Origin of the sequence: Pseudomonas fluorescens (assembly GCF_002837185.1) — a bacterium.
In the GTDB taxonomy this organism is placed as follows: Bacteria; Pseudomonadota; Gammaproteobacteria; order Pseudomonadales; family Pseudomonadaceae; genus Aquipseudomonas; species Aquipseudomonas fluorescens_AM.
Genome location: NZ_KZ478005.1, coordinates 1 through 17,421, shown reverse-complemented (window position 1 = coordinate 17,421; position 17,421 = coordinate 1). Strand labels below are relative to the sequence as shown.

Genomic DNA, 17,421 nt, shown 5'->3' with positions numbered 1-17,421 from the left:
AAAAGGAATTAGAGATGACGTTATCCACGGCCGACCAAAAAAGGCTTGAACACTTCTGGCAGCACTGCGTGACCCATCAGTACTTCAACATCGGCTACCCCGAATCCGCCGATTTCGATTACTCCCAGTTGCACCGTTTCCTGCAGTTTTCGATCAACAATTGCGGGGACTGGAACGAGTACAGCAACTATGTGCTGAACTCGTTCGACTTTGAAAAGGACGTGATGACGTACTTCTCCGAGCTGTTCGACATTGCGCTCGAAGACAGCTGGGGCTACGTCACCAATGGCGGCACCGAAGGCAATATGTTCGGCTGCTACCTGGCCCGCGAACTGTTCCCTGACGGCACCCTGTATTACTCCAGGGACACCCACTACTCGGTGGCCAAGATCGTCAAGCTGCTGCGCATCAAATGCCGTGCCGTCGAATCCCTGCCCAACGGCGAGATCGACTACGACGACCTGATGCTCAAGATCGCCGCCGACCAGGAACGTCACCCGATCATCTTCGCCAATATCGGCACGACGATGCGTGGCGCGGTGGACAACATCGCGACCATCCAGCAACGACTGCAACTGGCGGGCATCGCCCGGCGTGACTACTACCTGCATGCCGACGCGGCGCTGAGCGGGATGATCCTGCCCTTCGTCGACCACCCGCAACCCTTCACGTTTGCCGACGGCATCGATTCGATCTGCGTGTCCGGGCACAAGATGATTGGTTCGCCGATCCCGTGCGGCATCGTGGTCGCCAAGCGCAAGAACGTGGCGCGCATCTGCGTAGAAGTCGACTACATCCTGGCCCATGACAAAACCATCAGCGGCTCACGCAATGGCCACACGCCGCTGATGATGTGGGCGGCACTGCGCAGCCACTCGTTCGCCGACTGGCGCCAGCGTGTCCGCCACTGTCTGGACCAGGCGCAATATGCCGTGGATCGCTTCCAGGCCGCCGGCATCGATGCATGGCGCAACGAGAACTCCATCACCGTGGTGTTTCCCTGCCCGTCCGAATGCATCGCGAAAAAGTATTGCCTGGCCATCTCCGGTGGCACCGCGCACTTGATCACCACGCCCCATCATCATGACAAATGCATGATCGATGCCTTGATTGATGAGGTCATCGCCGAGCGTGACACCGATGCCTGGCGCACGGGCGCCGCCCGTGCTCATCAAAGTGCCCATGAACAGCCCCCCGCCGCTGCCCGGCTGGCGTGCCCACGCTTCGACGTCATCTGAAACCGAACCCTTTATTAGAGACAAACACTATGTCGTCACTGAAAACACCCGAGGCATGCGAAAGCCTCACCGACATCCGCGCGGGCATCGACTTTTTCGACCGTCAGATCCTGGAGTCACTGCAACAACGTTTGGGTTACGTGAAGGCCGCCGTGCGCTTCAAGGCCAACGAACAAGCGATCCCCGCGCCGGAACGGGTGGCGGCGATGCTGCAGGACCGCCGCGCGTGGGCCGTCGACACTGGATTCGATGTGGATTTTGTGGAAAAACTCTACGTGCACATCATTTATTGGAATATCCAACAGCAAATTTCACATTGGCGAGCGCTTTATCCGCAGCGAAGTATGGAAAACGCCGGCTAAAGCATCGAAAGGCACGTGCATTCAAGTCCATGCGCCAGGCTGGACGGATCAGATTCAGGTTGAACCTCTGTCACTCAGGCGGACTCCCAAATCTAAATCCAGGAGAAACATATGAGCCAAACAGCTTTGGTCGTCGGTGCCAGCGGCATCGTCGGCAGCGCCATCACTCAGTTATTAATCGACAACAACTGGCAGGTCGCCGCGCTGTCCAGGCACCCATCGCAAGCGCAAGGCGTGATCCCCGTGGCGGCAGACCTTCAGGATCCTGCTTCGCTGGAACAGGCGCTTGCGGGTTTGAAGCCTACGCATGTGTTCATTACTACCTGGTCACGGCAAGCCACGGAGGCCGAGAACATTCGTGTCAATGCCGCCATGGTACGCAACGTGCTGGCCGCCATCCGGCCGGCCAAGAGCGTCGAGCACGTAGCGTTGGTTACTGGCCTGAAACACTACCTCGGCCCATTCGAAGCCTATGGTAACGGCAGCCTTCCGCAAACACCGTTCCGCGAGGACCAGGGCCGTCTGGACGTCGAAAACTTCTACTACGCCCAGGAAGACGAACTTTTCGCCGCTGCTGAAAAGGACGGCTTCACCTGGAGCGTTCACCGCCCGCATACCGTTACCGGGGTTGCCGTAGGCAACGCGATGAACATGGCCACTACCCTCGCCGTCTATGCCTCGATTTGCAAACACACTCATCGCCCCTTTGTGTTTCCCGGGTCACGGGTGCAGTGGGACAGCCTCACCGACATGACGGATGCCCGGCAGTTGGCCAAACAACAATTGTGGGCGGCCACTACGCCGGCTGCGGCCAATCAGGCATTCAACGTCACGAATGGCGATGTCTTTCGTTGGAAATGGATGTGGAGCCGAATCGCCAAATACTTCGACGTGCCTGCCGCCGATTATCCCGCTTCACCCTCCCCCCTTGCCAGGCAGATGGCTGACGACCAAGCCGTATGGACGCAAATGGTCGCGCAATTCGGGCTGAAAGAAGCCGATATCGGTCGGCTGATATCCCCATGGCATACCGATGCAGACCTGGGTCGACCCATCGAAGTGGTCACGGACATGTCGAAAAGCCGTGCCATGGGCTTCACCGCCTACCAGGCGAGCGATCAGGCATTTTTCGACGTGTTCGACAAACTACGCGAGACACGCTTGATACCCTAGGCCGTTCCTGAGACGCCAGGCCGTTTGTTGCCTCTCACGGCAGGCATCAATCGGCCAGAAGTGCCCAGCGTTCGTGATCGCACCAGACGCTGGCGATCTGAAGGTATTTCGCGCATGTAACGGCGCTTGTCAACGCGTCTCCTGCCGCAACCAATGCCGCGCAGGCCAATGCCAGCGATTCCAGCCGAACGCGTGAGCGAGGCCGTAACGCGTGAGACCCGCGTCGCGTCGTTACCGTTGACGTTCTTCGCGAGCAAGTTCGCGCCTACAAAGGGTTTGCGTTGGTCACCGCAGGTTCTTGTCGAGGAACGCCCGTATAACAGGAATGATCTCCTTGCCATGGGTTTCCAGCGCAAAGTGCCCGGTGTCATAAAAACGAATATCCGCCTTGGGAATATCGCGCTTCCACGCCTCGGCGCCGGCCGGCAGGAAGAATGGGTCGTTCTTTCCCCAGACCGCAAGCAGCGGTGGCTGGTACTGGCGGAAGTACGCCTGGAAGGCCGGGTACATCGCTACGTTCGAGGCGTAGTCCAGCAACAGGTCGAGCTGGATGTCGGCATTGCCCGGCCGGGAGACTTGCAGCCCTTCCAGCGTGTAGCCATCGGGTGAAACCGCGCTTTGGTCGGCCACGCCTTCCAGGTACTGCCACTTGATCGAGGCGGGGGTTGGGAAGTCGCGCAGGGCCTCACGGTTTTCTTGGGTCGGGGCGTGCCAGTAGCGTTGGATAGGCGCCCATCCTTTGCCCAGGCCTTCTTCGTACGCGTTGCCGTTTTGGGAAATGATCGCGGTCACCCGCTCCGGATGGGCGCTGGCCATGCGCCAGCCCACGGGGGCGCCATAGTCGTGGACCATCAGCGCGTATTTATCGAGTTTGAGCTGTTCGGTGAACTGGCCGATGGTCTTGGCCAGTTGGCTGAAGGTGTAGGCGTATTCGCCGCGTGGAGGGGCTTGGGTGAAGCCAAATGCCGGCAGGTCTGGCGCGATGACGTGATAGCGGTCGGCAAGCTCGGGCATGAGTTCGCGGAACATGAAGGATGAACCGGCGAAGCCGTGCAGCAGCAACACGGTCGGCGCGCTGGGGTCGCCGGCCTCGCGGTAGAACACCTTTACGTCACCGACCTGCTCATAGCGGTAATGCACTGTGTTGTCGGCGATAGCGCTGCTCATCAGCAAGGAGGCGGCGAGCCCGGCAGCGGCCATGGAGGCGTTGGACGTAGTCATGATGTGGCTTCCTGTGTAACCGTTAAAGTTGGTGTTTGAAGGTTATTCCCGGATTTGGTAACCTGTCAAACATAATTTATTGGTTACAGGCCGCCCCATGAATCCGAACAGCACTGCTTCAGGCGCACTTTTTCTGGCTGACAACCTTGCCCTCGATTTCATCAACTCCGAGTACGGGGTGGGTGATCAGCGCCATGACTGCTTCGTCGATGATCACAGCGTCATGAGTTGGCTGGCGCAAGCGGGGCTGTTGTCCGAGCACGTTGAGCTGCAGGCTCCGAGTGGGCTGCTGGCGCTCGCTCGCACGCTTCGCGCGAGTTCAAGGGCGGTGGTGAATGCCGCAATGACAGGCGTTGCCGTCGATCTTGCGGTGATCAACCAGGTGCTTGAAGCGGGGCAGCCGGTGAGCCGGCTGGAATGGGAACAGGAGAAGAAGGCATTTCGAGCTGCCACTTATCCTCGGGACAGCAGTCCGGCCAGCCTGCTTGGGCCGGTGACCGAGGCGCTGGTGGGCTTGGTCACTCACGATAAGTTTGAATACGTCCGGCAGTGCGAGGCCCACGACTGCGTGCTGCTGTTCCATGACCTGAGCAAATCACACCGCCGCCGCTGGTGCAGCATGGCGACCTGCGGCAACCGGATGAAGGTGGCGGCGTTTCGTTCCAGGAATAAACCTTGATCGTTCTCGCCGCCCGTATCCGCCGAGGGCGATGCGCGCCCCATGAATGGTCGCCCCTTTTTTATTGATGAGTGTCCGCTTCCTCAGCCGGATAAAACTCGCCCTCCTTGCCGATTTTTTTCAGGCGTTCGCGCACAGTTGCCTCAATGCTGGCGACGGCGGCTTGATCGTCAGGGTTGACCAACTGCAAGCACAGGCGTCGGATATTCTGATCGTGGGTGCCCTCGCTCATCATTTCGTGGGTGAAGGCTTGTTTGCCACGCCACAGGCACAGCTGGGTATGCGTCCCGCCGAGCCATATTTCGTTGATTGACTCAAGGTCGGTGGTAGCCAGTTTATCGGCGGTGATTGTCTTATCCATTGCGCTGTACCTTAGCCATGAGTAGATACAGGTAGACTGATCGGCAGAGTGGGTCGTTCCAAATGACCCATCGGTAAGCTTCGAACCGGCGCAGTGAAAGGCCTGGTTTGCAACGCAGGTCCGGCTAATGAATTCTGGAGGCAGCAGGGTGGATACAACTCAAACCGCAGAGGTCTGTCAGGACGTTGAAACGTCAATTTGGCGAACCGCTGATTGGCTGAATAAACCGAACCGTTGCCTAGCCTTCACTGACGGTTCCCTGGAGGTGGTTACCGACTCCCAAACCGACTTTTGGCGTGAAACGCACTACGGGTTCATACGCGATAGCGGACACTTCCTGGGATTTGCGACGTCAGGCGCCTTTACGGCCCAGGTCAGAGTCAACGCTGACTTGCGCGAGCTGTACGATCAGGCAGGAATGATGGTCAGGCTCGATGAGAAGACTTGGCTCAAGGCAGGCATAGAAATCAATGACGGAACCCCTATGATCAGCAGCGTGCTGACCCAAGGTCAGTCGGACTGGGCGCCTGGCTGCTTCCCCGGCAAGCCGGACGATTTTTGGCTTCGCATAACCGTTTCCGGGGGTGTGCTGCGCTTGCAGTATTCAACCGATGGCGTGACTTGGCCATTGCTCAGGCTTGCGCCCTTCCCAGAGGCGAAAATCTATACCGTTGGCCCCATGTGCTGCACACCGCAGCGCCAGGGTTTGAGGGTAAGGTTTTCTGAATGGTCTTTAACCCAGCCTCTCGGGCGAGATCTGCATGATTTGAGCTAGGCACATACACCTTGCGAGCCGCAGGGAGGCTTTTGCCGCAAGGCCTGTCAAGCGCAAGGTAGCGGCTCGTCAAGGCATGTAGCGCCGCGTATCAGCGGCACATGCTGCGCCGCTTTTGCGTTGACCAACCCAGTCAACCGGGGATCCTGGAAAATTTCAACTTGTCGGGAAAATGGTTCGAAGCCTGATCGGCGATAAAAATCCAACGCGGCGGGGTGATCAAATGTACAGGTATGAACCCAGAACCGTTCGATAGGCCGTGCCCAGGCGCGCTCGATAGCACGGTTCATCAGCCAACGCCCAACTGGCCCTCCAATCAACGGACTCGATAGACCAAAAAAAGCCAGCTCGCACGAGCCTGGCTGACGAAAGTCTAACTCCAGCAGCCCTTCGCCGCCGTTGTGCCCACGCAGGTGGTAGATGTCCACGTCAGGCGAATGAATAATTTCGTTCAAGCCGTCATCGGTCATGGCCAAGCGGCTGAACCACAGCCAATCTTCTCCAACATTCTTATAAATCGCACGGTAGGCGTCGGGTTGAGGATTCAACACGCGCTCGAAATCCCAAGCGGGTGTGGCTGTTTCCGGCCTCAAGCCAGGGCGCGACGTCATCGACAGCGACGTGACCACTGTAGCAAGCATGCCATCAGGTACTGAGTGGTAGCCTTCTTTCATCCTGTATCCTCAATTCTTTGTAAGCGTCCGGCGAGGTCATCTCTATCGGATTCTGAATAAATAGCACCATTGGCTGGTTCGTCCTTGCGTTAATTCGCGACGAAACCTTGGGTGACTATTTCTCACCGCTACTGGAACACGATGCCAGCGTCACCTTGACGGGCGCCGCACTAGCGCCGACTCAGCACGTTATCTATCGCGCAAACCACCTGCCTCGTCGCCTCCTCGATCGATCCCTCATTGCGGCATAAAACCCAACCGTGATCGGCAACCGCGCGTTCGAACGCATGGGTGCAGGCGGCATGTTCTTCCAGCGTGTGCAGCACCGTACTGTTCAGCCCACGCCGGCGTGCCGCTGCCCTCGCCCATGAAGTGTGCGCGTGGGTGACAACCCCGACATGCAGGTCCGGTACCTGCACGTGACGGTCGAGGTTCAGTTGCAGAATCTGCGCAAACGGAATCAGCCGGCGAAAGGCCGCGTCGGACGGATACCAGCGGTCAATCAGGATGATGCTGTCAGAAGGCTGTTCAGGCAGTACGTGCCTGGAAATCCAGCCACGGCTATCGGCTAACCGCTCACACACCGCCCACTCCAGTGCCGGGTCGGGATGTCGGACGAGCTGGTTGACCAGCCCCATGGTTTCACCCCGGTGGGGATCGCTGTTTTTTTCGCACAGCCTGACGACCTTTTTATGATCGGCCCTCAGCGCTGCCGTCACCGCTTCCAGCAGCGTGGTCTTGCCGGTGCCCTTGGGCCCGTCCAGCGAAATGAACAGCGGGCGACTCATAGCTCCCTTGCCATCCTGTTGCCAAACGCCAAGCATAGCATCGCAACTGGCTTAACCGACCATCCCTCTCTGGCTTTCCGGCAACCCGGTCTCGAACCCCAACGCCCATGCCGCAATCAGACGCTGCGGGGTCTGGCAGGTTTTGCGCTTGAGTACGAAGTTGCGGCACTTTTGCGCAAACTGTTGGCGGTCTTGCACCATGTCCAACTGCATTTGTGCCAGCTCCCGTTCGCGACAGCGCTCAACCTGTTCGATATCCAGCGTGGCTTTACGGGTGCGTGCGAGCAGGTATCGCTCATCGTTCAGCGCGCTGCCGGCTTGTTGCGCGAGCCACAGGCCGAATGCGTGCGGGCAACGGGGGCCGATGTCCTGGATCATTCCATAGTGCCGGGCCTGAAGAGCACTGATGGGCAGGCATTCTTCGGTGAGCCTGTGCGCGACTTCACTGCCGACGGCCCGTGGCAGGCTGTAGGTCCAGTATTCGGAACCGTACAGTCCCATACTTTTGTAATGAGGGTTCAGCACCACGCCTTCGCGTGCCAATACGATATCGGCGGCCAGCGCGAGCATGACGCCGCCTGCGCCCGCACTGCCGGTCAGGCCACTGATCACCAGTTGCCTGGCCGTCAGAAGCTCATGGCAGACATCGTCAATGGCTTGAATGTTGGCCCAGGCTTCCAGCCCCGGCACCTCGGCCGCCTGGATGACGTTAAGGTGAACCCCATTGGAAAAGCTGCCGCGACCGCCCTTGATCAACAACACCTGGGTGTCTCGCCCCTTGGCCCAGCGCAACGCAGCCACCAGCCGCTGGCATTGTTCAGTGCTCATGGCACCGTTGTAGAACTCAAACGTCAGTTCGCCGACGTGACCGAACTCCCGGTAGCGGATCGGTTGATAGGCCTGCCGATTGAACGTCTGGCGGGCGATGGCGCTATCAAGCACCGGAATACCGGCCAGGCCCTCGGCCAGCACATGCCGCGCCGGCCGCTTGAAGGTTTCTTCCCCTGGCTGGGCCTTGCGTTTGAGTGAGCCGATCCAGACGCTGTGATCCCCGGTCGCCACCAGCACGGCGTCGTCCTGTACCGCAAGGATTTCTCCCGGCGTCCCCTGGCGTGAATCCAGGTGCGCGTCGTACAGGTAATACTGGCCGCCCTGGAGGCTGGCCAACACACCGGGCTGGCCATCGGCGGCGTCGATACTGCGCTTGATGAAAGCTGCGCAATCGAACCAACTGAAGGTCCGGTCAGCCTGGGTCATGTTCGGCTGCAAACGCCCGATAACACTGGGTTGCGTGTAGTCGAGGGGGACCGGGACGAAGCCCTTGGCGAATTTTTCCACCACGTCGCGGATGCACACCATCGCGGCGTCACTCACCGGGCCATTGTACAACTCGGATTTGCGCACATTGGCGGGCATGTCGAACTCACAGGTCGACCAGATCGGCCCGGCATCCATTTCCTCGACCGCCTGCAGCGCCGTGACGCCCCAGCGGCCGAGCTGCCGGGTGATGGCCCAGTCCAGCGCACTGGCGCCACGGTCGCCGACAATGCCTGGATGGATGATCACCACCGGGCGCTGCGGGTGGCTCCACAGTTGCCGGGGCACACGGTCCTTCAAAAAAGGGCAGATCACCAGGTCCGCGCCTGAGTCCTCGATCTGCTGACACACGGAGGTTTCGTCCGTGAACACGACAACACTGGGATCATGACCCGCCTGGCGCAAATCCAGCCAGGCCCGCTGGGTCAAACCGTTGAATGCCGATGATAATAAAAGGATCTTCACTGATCGCATGGCTGACTCGTCCTTGAGATGCGCGACCAGAGACGCACGTTGAACCGTCCCTGGTCTTCGATGGAGGCCTGATGGTACAGAGCGGGCCTGCAAGGACACCTGATCAGGATCAATGATGAGCCCCGCTGGTAACTCTATTTTAGCTGACCTTGATAACGACCTTGCCGAATGGGCCGCGCGCCAGGTGCTCGTAGGCCTCACGCGCCTGTTCGAGGGGTAGACGTGATCGATCACCGGACGGATGTGATGGGTGTTGAGGCACTCGTTCATCCGATCGAATGACGCGCGTGGGGCAACCGCAATGCCACGCAGGGTGGTTTGGCGGAAGATCAGCGGCATCAACTTCAGGTTAGCCGTTTGCGCGGTCAGGAAGCCAATCTGCGCAATGCGGCCACCCACTCTGGTTGCCTGGACGGAGTCGTTGATACCTTCGCCACCGGCGACTTCAAGAAGCAGGTCCACGCCCTTGCCGTCGGTAAGCTTCAATACTTGCAATGTGGGAGGGGGCTTGCTCCCGTTAGCGGTGGGCCAGTCAAAGATGCATTGACTGAGACTCCCTCATCGGGAGCAAGCCCCCTCCCACAGCCAGATTACCGCCACAGCCAGCTTGGCTGTTCGAGTTGACAGCACGAGGCAAACATCCACAACCTGCACCTCTGCCCGCCCTGCCCCGAGGCCACCCGTGGATTATTTCGCCGCCCTGACCGCTTTCGTCGAAGCCGCTGAAGGCAATAACTTCTCCCGCGCAGCCGAACGCCTGGGCATCAAGGCCTCCACTGTTTCACGCTACGTGAAGGACCTTGAGCAGGACCTGGGCATCGCGCTGTTCAACCGTTCCACACGTACCCTGCACCTGACCGAAGGTGGCCAGACGTTCCTGATGCACGCCCGCAGAGTGCTCGAGGAACTGGAACACGCCAAGGCGGCGACGTCGGCGTTGAATCAACACCCGCGCGGGGTGTTGAAGCTCAACCTGCCGCCGGCCTTTGCCCGTCATCATATCCTTCCGGCCTTGAGCGACTTTCGCCTGCGCTACCCGCAGATCAGCGTCGAGCTGGTGCTGGATAACGCCCAGGTCAACCTGATTCATGCCGGTGTCGATCTCGCCATCCGCATTGGCGCGCTGGCCGATTCCACGCTCAAAGCGCGCAAACTCTGCGACGGCCACTACCGCCTGGTGGTGAGTCCGGCATTCGCCATGCAGCACCCGCCGCCCTCGACGCCCACCGATCTTGCCAGTGTGCCCGCAATACTGGGCACACAGGCCGCGAGTGATATCACCTTCGTCGCCGACAGCCGGGTAGCGTCGTTGGTGCATGGCGACTGCATCCGGATCAATGACCTGGACGCGCAATTGATCGCCGCGCGCCAGGGCTTGGGGTTCGCGCTGTTGCCGGACTGGCTGGTGGCCCGCAGCCTCAAGGCCGGCGAGTTGGTGGTGTGGCTGCCGCAATGGCGCATCCAGGGCGCCGAGCGGGCATTTGCCGTGTGGTTCGTCTACCCGCCCAAACGCATCGTGTCTTCCAAGGTCCGGTGTTTTATCGACTTTATCGTTGAGCGCCTGGGCGAGACACCGGACTGGAAATGACTCAGCTGAAGCGAATATCCAAGGCACGCAGGTAGGTTTGCAGCCCCGCGTCCTGAATCGGGATCAGGAACGCCTCGGTGTCGGCTTCGTTGAAGTGCGCATGCCAATACCCCGGCGGCGTCACGAAGGCCAGGCCAGGCGCCCAGTCGACCCGCACCGGGTTGCGAATCTGCCCGTCCGCCTCCAGCTCGGTTCCCACCAGGGAGTAGCAACCGGGCGGGCAGTCAATGATGAAATCCAGGGCGATCGACTGATGGCGGTGGGGCTTTTGCACCGAGCCGGCCGGCAGAATTCCATACATCGCCCACAGCACATGCGTCACGGTGCGGGTTTGGGGGAAATTGCGGTTGCCCAGCAGGATGCTGATGCGGCTGCGGTCCTGGGCACGCGGATCGTCGGCTGCTTCACGCAGCTTCGCGTTGGCCAGTGCCGCCGGGTACAAGGTTGGGGTAAAACGCTCGGCGCTGGCGGTCACGCCCAGGTAACGCAACAAGGGTTCGTCGTGCACATAGTAGAGACGCGCATCCTGGCTGGCGCAAAATTGCGCCTCCTGCAGGCCGGGCAGCGCGATAAAGCAGCCCGTTGACCATTCAATCACGAACTCACCCTGAACCGCACGGCCCTCTCCCGCGATCACATAGAACACCTGCGAAGTGGCGTTGGGGTGCAAGGTGAGCGTATCGCCGCGATTAAGCCGCATGAAGTTCGCGCACAAGCCCGGACCGGTCGCCGGGCCTTCACAGCCCAGGGCGTCGCTGAGGTCCAGCGGTACCACGCGCGAAGGGCCGCTGTCGTACAGCGAGGCGGGAAAGCTGTGATAGGGAATGCGCGGGATGAGATTGGCACTGATAGGGTTGGCCGCCTTGCTGTACTCGAAGTACTCGGCGTCCACTTGGTTGATAGCGCTCAGGGCGGGATCGAATTCACGGTTCATCAGGCTCACCTCAGTCCGGGGCTGGTTGCGCAGCGCGGTTGAATGCGCTGCGTGGGTGAGTGAACTATAGGCACGACGCGTCTGCCGATTAATCCCTTGATCCGCACAGCAGTTATGCCAAATGGGGCGGTGACTGTTCAGCGTTCACGGCACCTGACTTAACGCCGCGCATACGGCGCAATGTCCAGCCCCAGGCTCTCGCGCAATGTCGTCCCTTCATACGCGGTCCGGTAAACGCCCCGCTCCTGCAGTAACGGAATGACCTCCCGGGTAAATCGAGCAAATTGCTCCGGGTGCCCGATGTAGATGTTGAAACCGTCCACGGCACGGGCCTGCAGCCAGTCCGCCATTTTCTGCGCGACCGTGTCGGCCGTGCCTGTGAACGCGCCCGGACGCAGTTGGCGACCAAACTCCACCGCCTGGCGCAGCGTGAAGCCGTTCTCGCGGGCCTGATCGGCAATGCGCTGGGCGGCGGTGAAAAAGCTGCTGCGCGCAGCCTCCAGGCTCTCTTGAGGAAAGGGTGCATCGAGGTCGTACTGGCTGAAGTCATGCCAGCCGAAATGACGTCCGAACTCTTTGAGTGCCAGCTCGAAACTATGGTCGACCTGATGATAATGCTGCTCGATGTCGCGGGCGTGCGCATCGGTGTCGCCCACATACACCTCGGCCCCCGGCATGATCAGCAGTTGCTCGGGGTCACGGCCCGAGGTCAGCGCCCTGCCCTTTATATCCCGGTAGAACGCCTGGCCCTGCTCGATGCTGGCGGCATGGGTGAAGATCACATCGGCTGTCGCGGCGCCCAGGTCGCGGCCTTGCTCGGAATCCCCAGCCTGGAATATCACCGGCTGGCCCTGGGGTGAGCGCTGGATATTCAATGGGCCGACCACTGAAAAGTGTTCGCCCTGGTGATTGAGGCTGTGCAGTTTGCTCGGGTCCAGAAATTGCCCGGTGGCACGGTCGCGCACAAAGGCGTCGTCCTCGTAGGAGTTCCACAGCCCCTGCACCACCTGCACGTGTTCGGCCGCGCGGCTGTAGCGCGTGGTGTAGTCGTAATGCTCGTCACGGCTGTAATTGCCGGCAGTGCCGGCGTCGCCACTGGTCACCACGTTCCAGCCGGCGCGGCCTTTGCTGATCAAGTCCAGGGAGGCCAGGCGCCGCGCAACGTTATAGGGCGCGTTGTATGAAGTCGTCAGCGTACCGACCAGGCCGATATGCCGCGTGCTGACGGCCAGTGCCGACAACAATGTCAGCGGCTCCAGGCGGTTGAGGTAATGGGACGGCGAGCCCGGGGTGATGAATTGGCTGTCGACGATGAACATCAAGTCGAACAGCGCCGCCTCGGCCTGGCGTGCGATATCGATATACCAGTCGATGTTGACGCTGGCGTCGGCAGGCAATTGCGGATCGAGCCACAGGTTGTGGCGGCCCGGGCCACCGCTGCCCATGGTCAAGGCGCCCAGTTTGAGCTGTCGTGTGGTCATGTCAGAGCCAATCCTTGGGGTATTCAGGGCTGTGTTTGTGCGACGGCCGGCTGCAGGGCCGCGCTGAATGAGGGGTCGAACAGGCTGGCGGCCGGGAACGATTTGACCAGGCCCTGGCTGGCGAAAAAGTCCACGGTCTTCTGCGCTTCAATGGGCGCCTGGGCGTTCAGCGGCTCGACGGTGGTGCGCGCCCGGGCAAACCAGACGCGTGCAATATCAGCGTCGGCGCGGGTGCGTCTGGACCAGGCGTCGGCGTAGGCATTGGTGTTGGCCGGACTTTGGCGTGCCCAGTCGCGGGCTTTTTTCAGGCGCTGGAGAAAGTCGCTGATGGGCGCACGCTTGCTTTCGACCGCCGTGGCGTTGGCGGCGATAAAACTCTGCGCCGGGATCAACCCTTCTGCCGTCGCCAGTACGCGCGCACCTTGACGTTCCTGTTGGGTGACATAGGGTTCCCAGGTAGCGATGACGTCGACCGCACCGCCTTCCAGCGCATGGGAGGCATCCAGTGCACTGAGGTAGCGCAGCTCCAGGGCGTCCCGGGCAACACCGGCTTTATCCAATGCGCTCAGCAGCAGTTGCTGACTCCAGGAGCCTTTCCAGATGGCGGCGCGTTTGCCTGCAAGGTCCGCCAGGCTGTGGATCGGCGAATCCTGTTTCACCAGAATGGCCACGCCCGCCAGGTTTTGCCGGCTGAGGGCAATCACCTTGATCGGCGCGCCCAATGCGCCCAGGAACAACACGGGCGCGTCGCCGAGCAGGCCTATATCCAGGCTGCCGACATTGAGCGCTTCGGCCACCGGCGATCCGGCAGTGAATTGTTTCCACTCAAGGGTGTACGGCAAGTCATCCAGCACCCCTGCCGCTTCCATCGCGGCCTGGGCGTTGTAGCTCTGGTCGCCCACAACCAGCGTTTGCGCATGCGCGCCCAGGCAGATCAATGCGGTGGCCAGCGCGGCCGCCAGTGTTGTCAGGTAACGCACGTTCGTCTCCAGATGCCGTGTGAGGCACTTCAGGTCGATCCGCGCGTGCGGTCTCGGGGGTCGTTGTGGGGGCTACGATGAGGTTATAAGAATGCCTTGTAAAATATCTTTAGTGCATAACCTAATGCTGTAAAAATGCAGTTGTTGCATTTTAACCACCTATCTCGGTTGCCCCTTCCTTCCCTGCTAAACGCTCAAACGTCATAAACCCCTGCCCGTCGCCGTGGTAATCTCGCGCCACCACGAATAGACATTGATCGTCACTTGACGATGACCAAAGCCAGGAAAGACCATGCCCAAGATTTCTCACTCAGCGCTGCGCCGCAACTTCCGCGAACTGCTTGCCAAGCCAATCTGTGTCGAAACCGCCTCGGTTTTCGACCCCATGTCCGCGCGTATCGCGGCTGACCTGGGCTTTGAGGTCGGTATCCTCGGCGGCTCCGTCGCCTCCCTGCAGGTACTGGCGGCACCCGATTTTGCGTTGATTACCCTGAGTGAGTTCGTCGAGCAGGCCACCCGTATCGGCCGTGTCGCGCAGTTGCCGTTCATTGCCGACGCCGACCACGGCTACGGCAACGCCCTCAACGTGATGCGTACGGTTGAAGAATTGGAACGCGCCGGCGTTGCGGCGCTGACCATCGAAGACACCCTGTTGCCTGCGCAATTCGGGCGTAAATCCACGGATTTGATCTCCGTCGAGGAAGGCATCGGCAAGGTCAAGGCGGCCCTCGAAGCGCGTGTCGACCCAGAACTGTCGATCATTGCCCGCACCAACGCCGGCGTGTTGCCCACCGAAGACGTGATCGCCCGCACCCAGGCCTACGAAAAGGCCGGCGCCGACGGGATCTGCATGGTCGGCGTCAAAGACTTCGAGCACCTGGAAAAAATCGCCGAAAAGCTCACGGTACCGCTGATGCTGGTGACCTACGGCAACCCGCAGCTGCATGACAGCGAGCGCCTGGCCAGCCTGGGCGTGCGTATTGTGGTGGCCGGGCATGGCGCCTACTTTGCCGCGATCAAGGCCACTTACGACAGCCTGCGTGCGCAACGCCAGCTCACCCACAGCACCTCGAACCTCAGCGCCACGGAGTTGACCCACACCTACACATTGCCGGAAAGCTATGTGGCGTGGGCTGAAGAGTTCATGGATGTGAAAGAGTAAAGACCGCGCCGGTGCTGGTCCTGGCGATCAGTACCGGCGCGCGCTTTCAGTGGATCAGCATCAACCCACCCAGCCCACTGCGGCCTTTGGAATAACTTCCGACTCGTCCAGCTTGGACGCAAACATGCTCACCGCCTGCACCGCATCGCTGGTGCTGGTGCGGATCTGCAAAATCACCGATCCGGCCTGATCGGCCAGGCTCACCCCGCGCTGCGCACCTTCCTGGGTAGCGTTCATGCTGCTCACGGCATCCCGGGTTTCGGTCAGGATCATGCCGATCATCTCAGCGATTTCCGCAGTGGAGCGGCTGGTACGCCCCGCCAGTTGCCTGACCTCATCGGCCACCACCGCAAAGCCGCGTCCCTGATCACCGGCGCGTGCAGCCTCAATGGCGGCGTTGAGCGCCAACAGGTTGGTCTGGTCGGCAATCCCGCGAATGGTATTGACGATCGCGGTGATCTGTTCCGAGCGATCGCCCAACTGCCCCACCAGCCGCGCCGATGCGCCGATATTGTCGGCAATGCGGCGCATCTCGGTGGCGGTATCCTGAATGACCTGAGTGCCGTGCTCGGCAAAGCGTTCGGTTTCCGATGAAATATGATAAGCCCGCGACGCCCCGCGCGAGTCCTCCTCGAACTTCTCGACGCGCTCGGTGATATCGCTGGCGAACTTGACGATCTTGACCAACTTGCCGTCGCCGTCGTAGACCGGGTTGTAACTGGCCTCCAGCCACAGGACCCGGCCGTGTTTGCCGAGTCGCTTGAACTGACCGGTGAAAAACTCACCGTTGTTCAAACGTCGCCAGAAATCAGCGTATTCACTGCTGTTGATCAGGCTCGGCTCGCAAAACAAACGGTGATGTTTACCTTTGAGTTCCGCCAGCGAATACCCCATGACGTGTTGGAAGTTGGCATTGGCGTCCAGCACCTGGCCGCTCAAATCGAACTCGATCACCGCCATCGCCCGGTCCAGTGCGGCGAGTTTGCTGCGGGTGGCGGCTTCCTGCTCGACCTTGGCGGTGACATCCAGCGCGTACTTGACCACCTTCAGCACCTGCCCACGCTCATCCAGCAGCGGGTTATAGCTGGCCTCCAGCCAAATGGTCGCGCCGCTGCTATGCACGCGCTTGAAGGTGCCGGACACAAACTTGCCGGCGCGCAGGTCGCTCCATAATTGAGCGTAGGCCGGGCTGCCGATGAGGGCGGGGGAGCAAAAATCGCGATGGGTCTTGCCGGCCAATTGCTCGCGGCTGTAGCCCAGGGTATTCAGAAAATTATCATTGGCACGCAGCACCTTGCCGTTGAGGTCGAATTCGACGACGGCCATGGAGCGTTCGAGTGCAGCAATCAGTCCTTTGTACTCATCGACTTCGACCGTCCTGGCCGCCAGTTCTTGTTTGAGTTTCGCGTTGAACATGATGTTGCCCTCAGCCATGCGGAGAATCGGTCTCTAACACGCTATCGGCGCGGCTTTAAGCGACTTTACCCGGGATGGAGTTTTCTTTTTTGACGTCAGAAAAACTACTGGGCGCCATCGTGACCCGCAGGGCCTCAATGGTTAGACTGCCCGGCAACGTTTACGCCAACGCGAGAGGTTTTCATGGCAAACCACGATCTACAGTTCACCCCTGATCCGCATGCGGAGTCCATCTCCTCCGACGTGATCGGCTTCAACGGCATCCTGGTTTCCACCCAGATTCCGACCCACGCCGACGGCAGCCTGGAACTGGGCGATATCACACGGCAAAGCGAATGCACCCTGCAAGCGCTGAAAGTCGCCCTGGAAAAAGCCGGGAGCTCCATGGACCGGGTGATGCACCTGACCATCTACCTCACCGACATGGCTGACCGTGCCGCGTTCAACGAAGTGTACAAGCGCTTTTTCGCCAAACCCTGGCCGGTACGCGCGGCAGTAGGCGTTGCCGAACTGGCCGTCAAAGGCATGCGGGTTGAAGTCACCGCAATGGCCGCCAAGGCCTGATGCCTGAGGGGCTGCAGAAAATGTGGGAGGGGGGGCTTGCCCTCGATGCGGGAGAGTCAGTGAGTGCATCAGTGACTAACCCACCGCCATCGGGGGCAAGCCCCCTCCCACATTTTGACCGGGATCGGCGCAAGATACCGGTCGGCTCTAAGGCCGCCGCGCTTTTGATCTTGATCTCAGGCGCCCCGTCAAACCACGCTGGCCGAACGCAGGCTTGAATCCGTGGGCAACCCG

Annotated in this window: 16 protein-coding genes and 3 pseudogenes; 8 read left to right on the top strand and 11 right to left on the bottom strand. The window is 60.4% G+C overall.

Translation table 11 applies throughout. The annotated features are described in order from the left end of the window. Positions 1-14 precede the first annotated feature (14 nt). From CIB54_RS18615 to CIB54_RS18605, 3 genes are all read left to right on the top strand, one after another. Positions 15-1,238, top strand: a complete 1,224-nt coding sequence (locus tag CIB54_RS18615) for a histidine decarboxylase (RefSeq protein ID WP_101220619.1) — start codon at positions 15-17, stop codon at positions 1,236-1,238. A 29-nt stretch (positions 1,239-1,267) separates the two neighbouring features. Beyond that, positions 1,268-1,600, top strand: a complete 333-nt coding sequence (locus tag CIB54_RS18610) for an isochorismate lyase (protein ID WP_101220618.1) — start codon at positions 1,268-1,270, stop codon at positions 1,598-1,600. A 111-nt stretch (positions 1,601-1,711) separates the two neighbouring features. Then, positions 1,712-2,773 (top strand): SDR family oxidoreductase, encoded by a 1,062-nt coding sequence (locus CIB54_RS18605; protein ID WP_101220617.1) that lies wholly within the window; start codon positions 1,712-1,714, stop codon positions 2,771-2,773. Positions 2,774-3,058: 285 nt separating this feature from the next. On the opposite strand, the gene CIB54_RS18595 is transcribed toward CIB54_RS18605, so the two are convergent. Continuing rightward, positions 3,059-3,994, bottom strand: coding sequence for an alpha/beta fold hydrolase (locus tag CIB54_RS18595; RefSeq protein WP_101220616.1), 936 nt, complete (start codon positions 3,992-3,994; stop codon positions 3,059-3,061). Positions 3,995-4,091: 97 nt separating this feature from the next. Between CIB54_RS18595 and CIB54_RS18590 the strand changes: the two genes are divergently transcribed. Then, positions 4,092-4,673, top strand: coding sequence for a CGNR zinc finger domain-containing protein (locus CIB54_RS18590; RefSeq protein WP_101220615.1), 582 nt, complete (start codon positions 4,092-4,094; stop codon positions 4,671-4,673). Positions 4,674-4,734: 61 nt separating this feature from the next. On the opposite strand, the gene CIB54_RS18585 is transcribed toward CIB54_RS18590, so the two are convergent. Further along, on the bottom strand, positions 4,735-5,034 hold the full coding sequence (locus CIB54_RS18585) for a hypothetical protein (protein ID WP_065953501.1): 300 nt from the start codon (positions 5,032-5,034) through the stop codon (positions 4,735-4,737). Between the two features lie 196 nt (positions 5,035-5,230). On the opposite strand from CIB54_RS18585, the gene CIB54_RS18580 reads away from it, so the two are divergent. Continuing rightward, on the top strand, positions 5,231-5,809 hold the full coding sequence (locus CIB54_RS18580) for a DUF1349 domain-containing protein (protein ID WP_420094162.1): 579 nt from the start codon (positions 5,231-5,233) through the stop codon (positions 5,807-5,809). A 47-nt stretch (positions 5,810-5,856) separates the two neighbouring features. Here the strand turns inward: CIB54_RS18580 and CIB54_RS18575 are convergent, their stop codons facing one another. The 4 genes and pseudogenes from CIB54_RS18575 to CIB54_RS18560 form a co-directional block, all read right to left on the bottom strand. After that, entirely contained in the window at positions 5,857-6,483 is a 627-nt protein-coding gene (locus CIB54_RS18575) for a GNAT family N-acetyltransferase (RefSeq protein ID WP_101220613.1), read from the bottom strand. Positions 6,484-6,653: 170 nt separating this feature from the next. After that, positions 6,654-7,271 carry a dTMP kinase gene (locus tag CIB54_RS18570; protein ID WP_101220612.1) on the bottom strand — a complete coding sequence of 206 codons (618 nt, stop codon included), beginning with the start codon at positions 7,269-7,271 and terminating at the stop codon, positions 6,654-6,656. Positions 7,272-7,322: 51 nt separating this feature from the next. Further along, entirely contained in the window at positions 7,323-9,062 is a 1,740-nt protein-coding gene (locus CIB54_RS18565; protein ID WP_101220611.1) for a hydrogenase maturation protein, read from the bottom strand. Between the two features lie 139 nt (positions 9,063-9,201). Next, positions 9,202-9,554, bottom strand: a pseudogene (locus CIB54_RS18560) (zinc-binding dehydrogenase); the annotation flags it as partial. A gap of 190 nt (positions 9,555-9,744) precedes the next feature. Here CIB54_RS18560 and CIB54_RS18555 point away from each other — a divergent pair. Next, positions 9,745-10,650, top strand: a complete 906-nt coding sequence (locus CIB54_RS18555) for a LysR family transcriptional regulator (RefSeq protein WP_101220610.1) — start codon at positions 9,745-9,747, stop codon at positions 10,648-10,650. A 1-nt stretch (position 10,651) separates the two neighbouring features. Here the strand turns inward: CIB54_RS18555 and CIB54_RS18550 are convergent, their stop codons facing one another. The 3 genes from CIB54_RS18550 to CIB54_RS18540 all read right to left on the bottom strand — a co-directional run bounded on the left by CIB54_RS18550 (position 10,652) and on the right by CIB54_RS18540 (position 14,045). After that, entirely contained in the window at positions 10,652-11,584 is a 933-nt protein-coding gene (locus tag CIB54_RS18550; protein ID WP_101220609.1) for a cupin domain-containing protein, read from the bottom strand. Positions 11,585-11,742: 158 nt separating this feature from the next. Then, positions 11,743-13,065, bottom strand: coding sequence for an LLM class flavin-dependent oxidoreductase (locus CIB54_RS18545; RefSeq protein ID WP_101220608.1), 1,323 nt, complete (start codon positions 13,063-13,065; stop codon positions 11,743-11,745). 23 nt (positions 13,066-13,088) lie between these two features. After that, complete coding sequence (locus CIB54_RS18540) at positions 13,089-14,045, bottom strand: ABC transporter substrate-binding protein (RefSeq protein ID WP_101220607.1); 957 nt, start codon at positions 14,043-14,045, stop codon at positions 13,089-13,091. A gap of 292 nt (positions 14,046-14,337) precedes the next feature. Between CIB54_RS18540 and CIB54_RS18535 the strand changes: the two genes are divergently transcribed. Beyond that, complete coding sequence (locus tag CIB54_RS18535) at positions 14,338-15,207, top strand: isocitrate lyase/PEP mutase family protein (protein WP_065953491.1); 870 nt, start codon at positions 14,338-14,340, stop codon at positions 15,205-15,207. 60 nt (positions 15,208-15,267) lie between these two features. On the opposite strand, the pseudogene CIB54_RS28025 reads toward CIB54_RS18535, so the two are convergent. Both CIB54_RS28025 and CIB54_RS28020 read right to left on the bottom strand, forming a co-directional pair. Further along, a pseudogene (locus CIB54_RS28025) lies at positions 15,268-15,744 on the bottom strand (methyl-accepting chemotaxis protein); the annotation flags it as partial. A gap of 111 nt (positions 15,745-15,855) precedes the next feature. Next, positions 15,856-16,623 (bottom strand): annotated as a pseudogene (locus tag CIB54_RS28020) (PAS domain-containing protein); the annotation flags it as partial. Between the two features lie 183 nt (positions 16,624-16,806). Here CIB54_RS28020 and CIB54_RS18525 point away from each other — a divergent pair. Beyond that, on the top strand, positions 16,807-17,187 hold the full coding sequence (locus CIB54_RS18525; protein WP_101220606.1) for a RidA family protein: 381 nt from the start codon (positions 16,807-16,809) through the stop codon (positions 17,185-17,187). Positions 17,188-17,421: the final 234 nt, after the last annotated feature.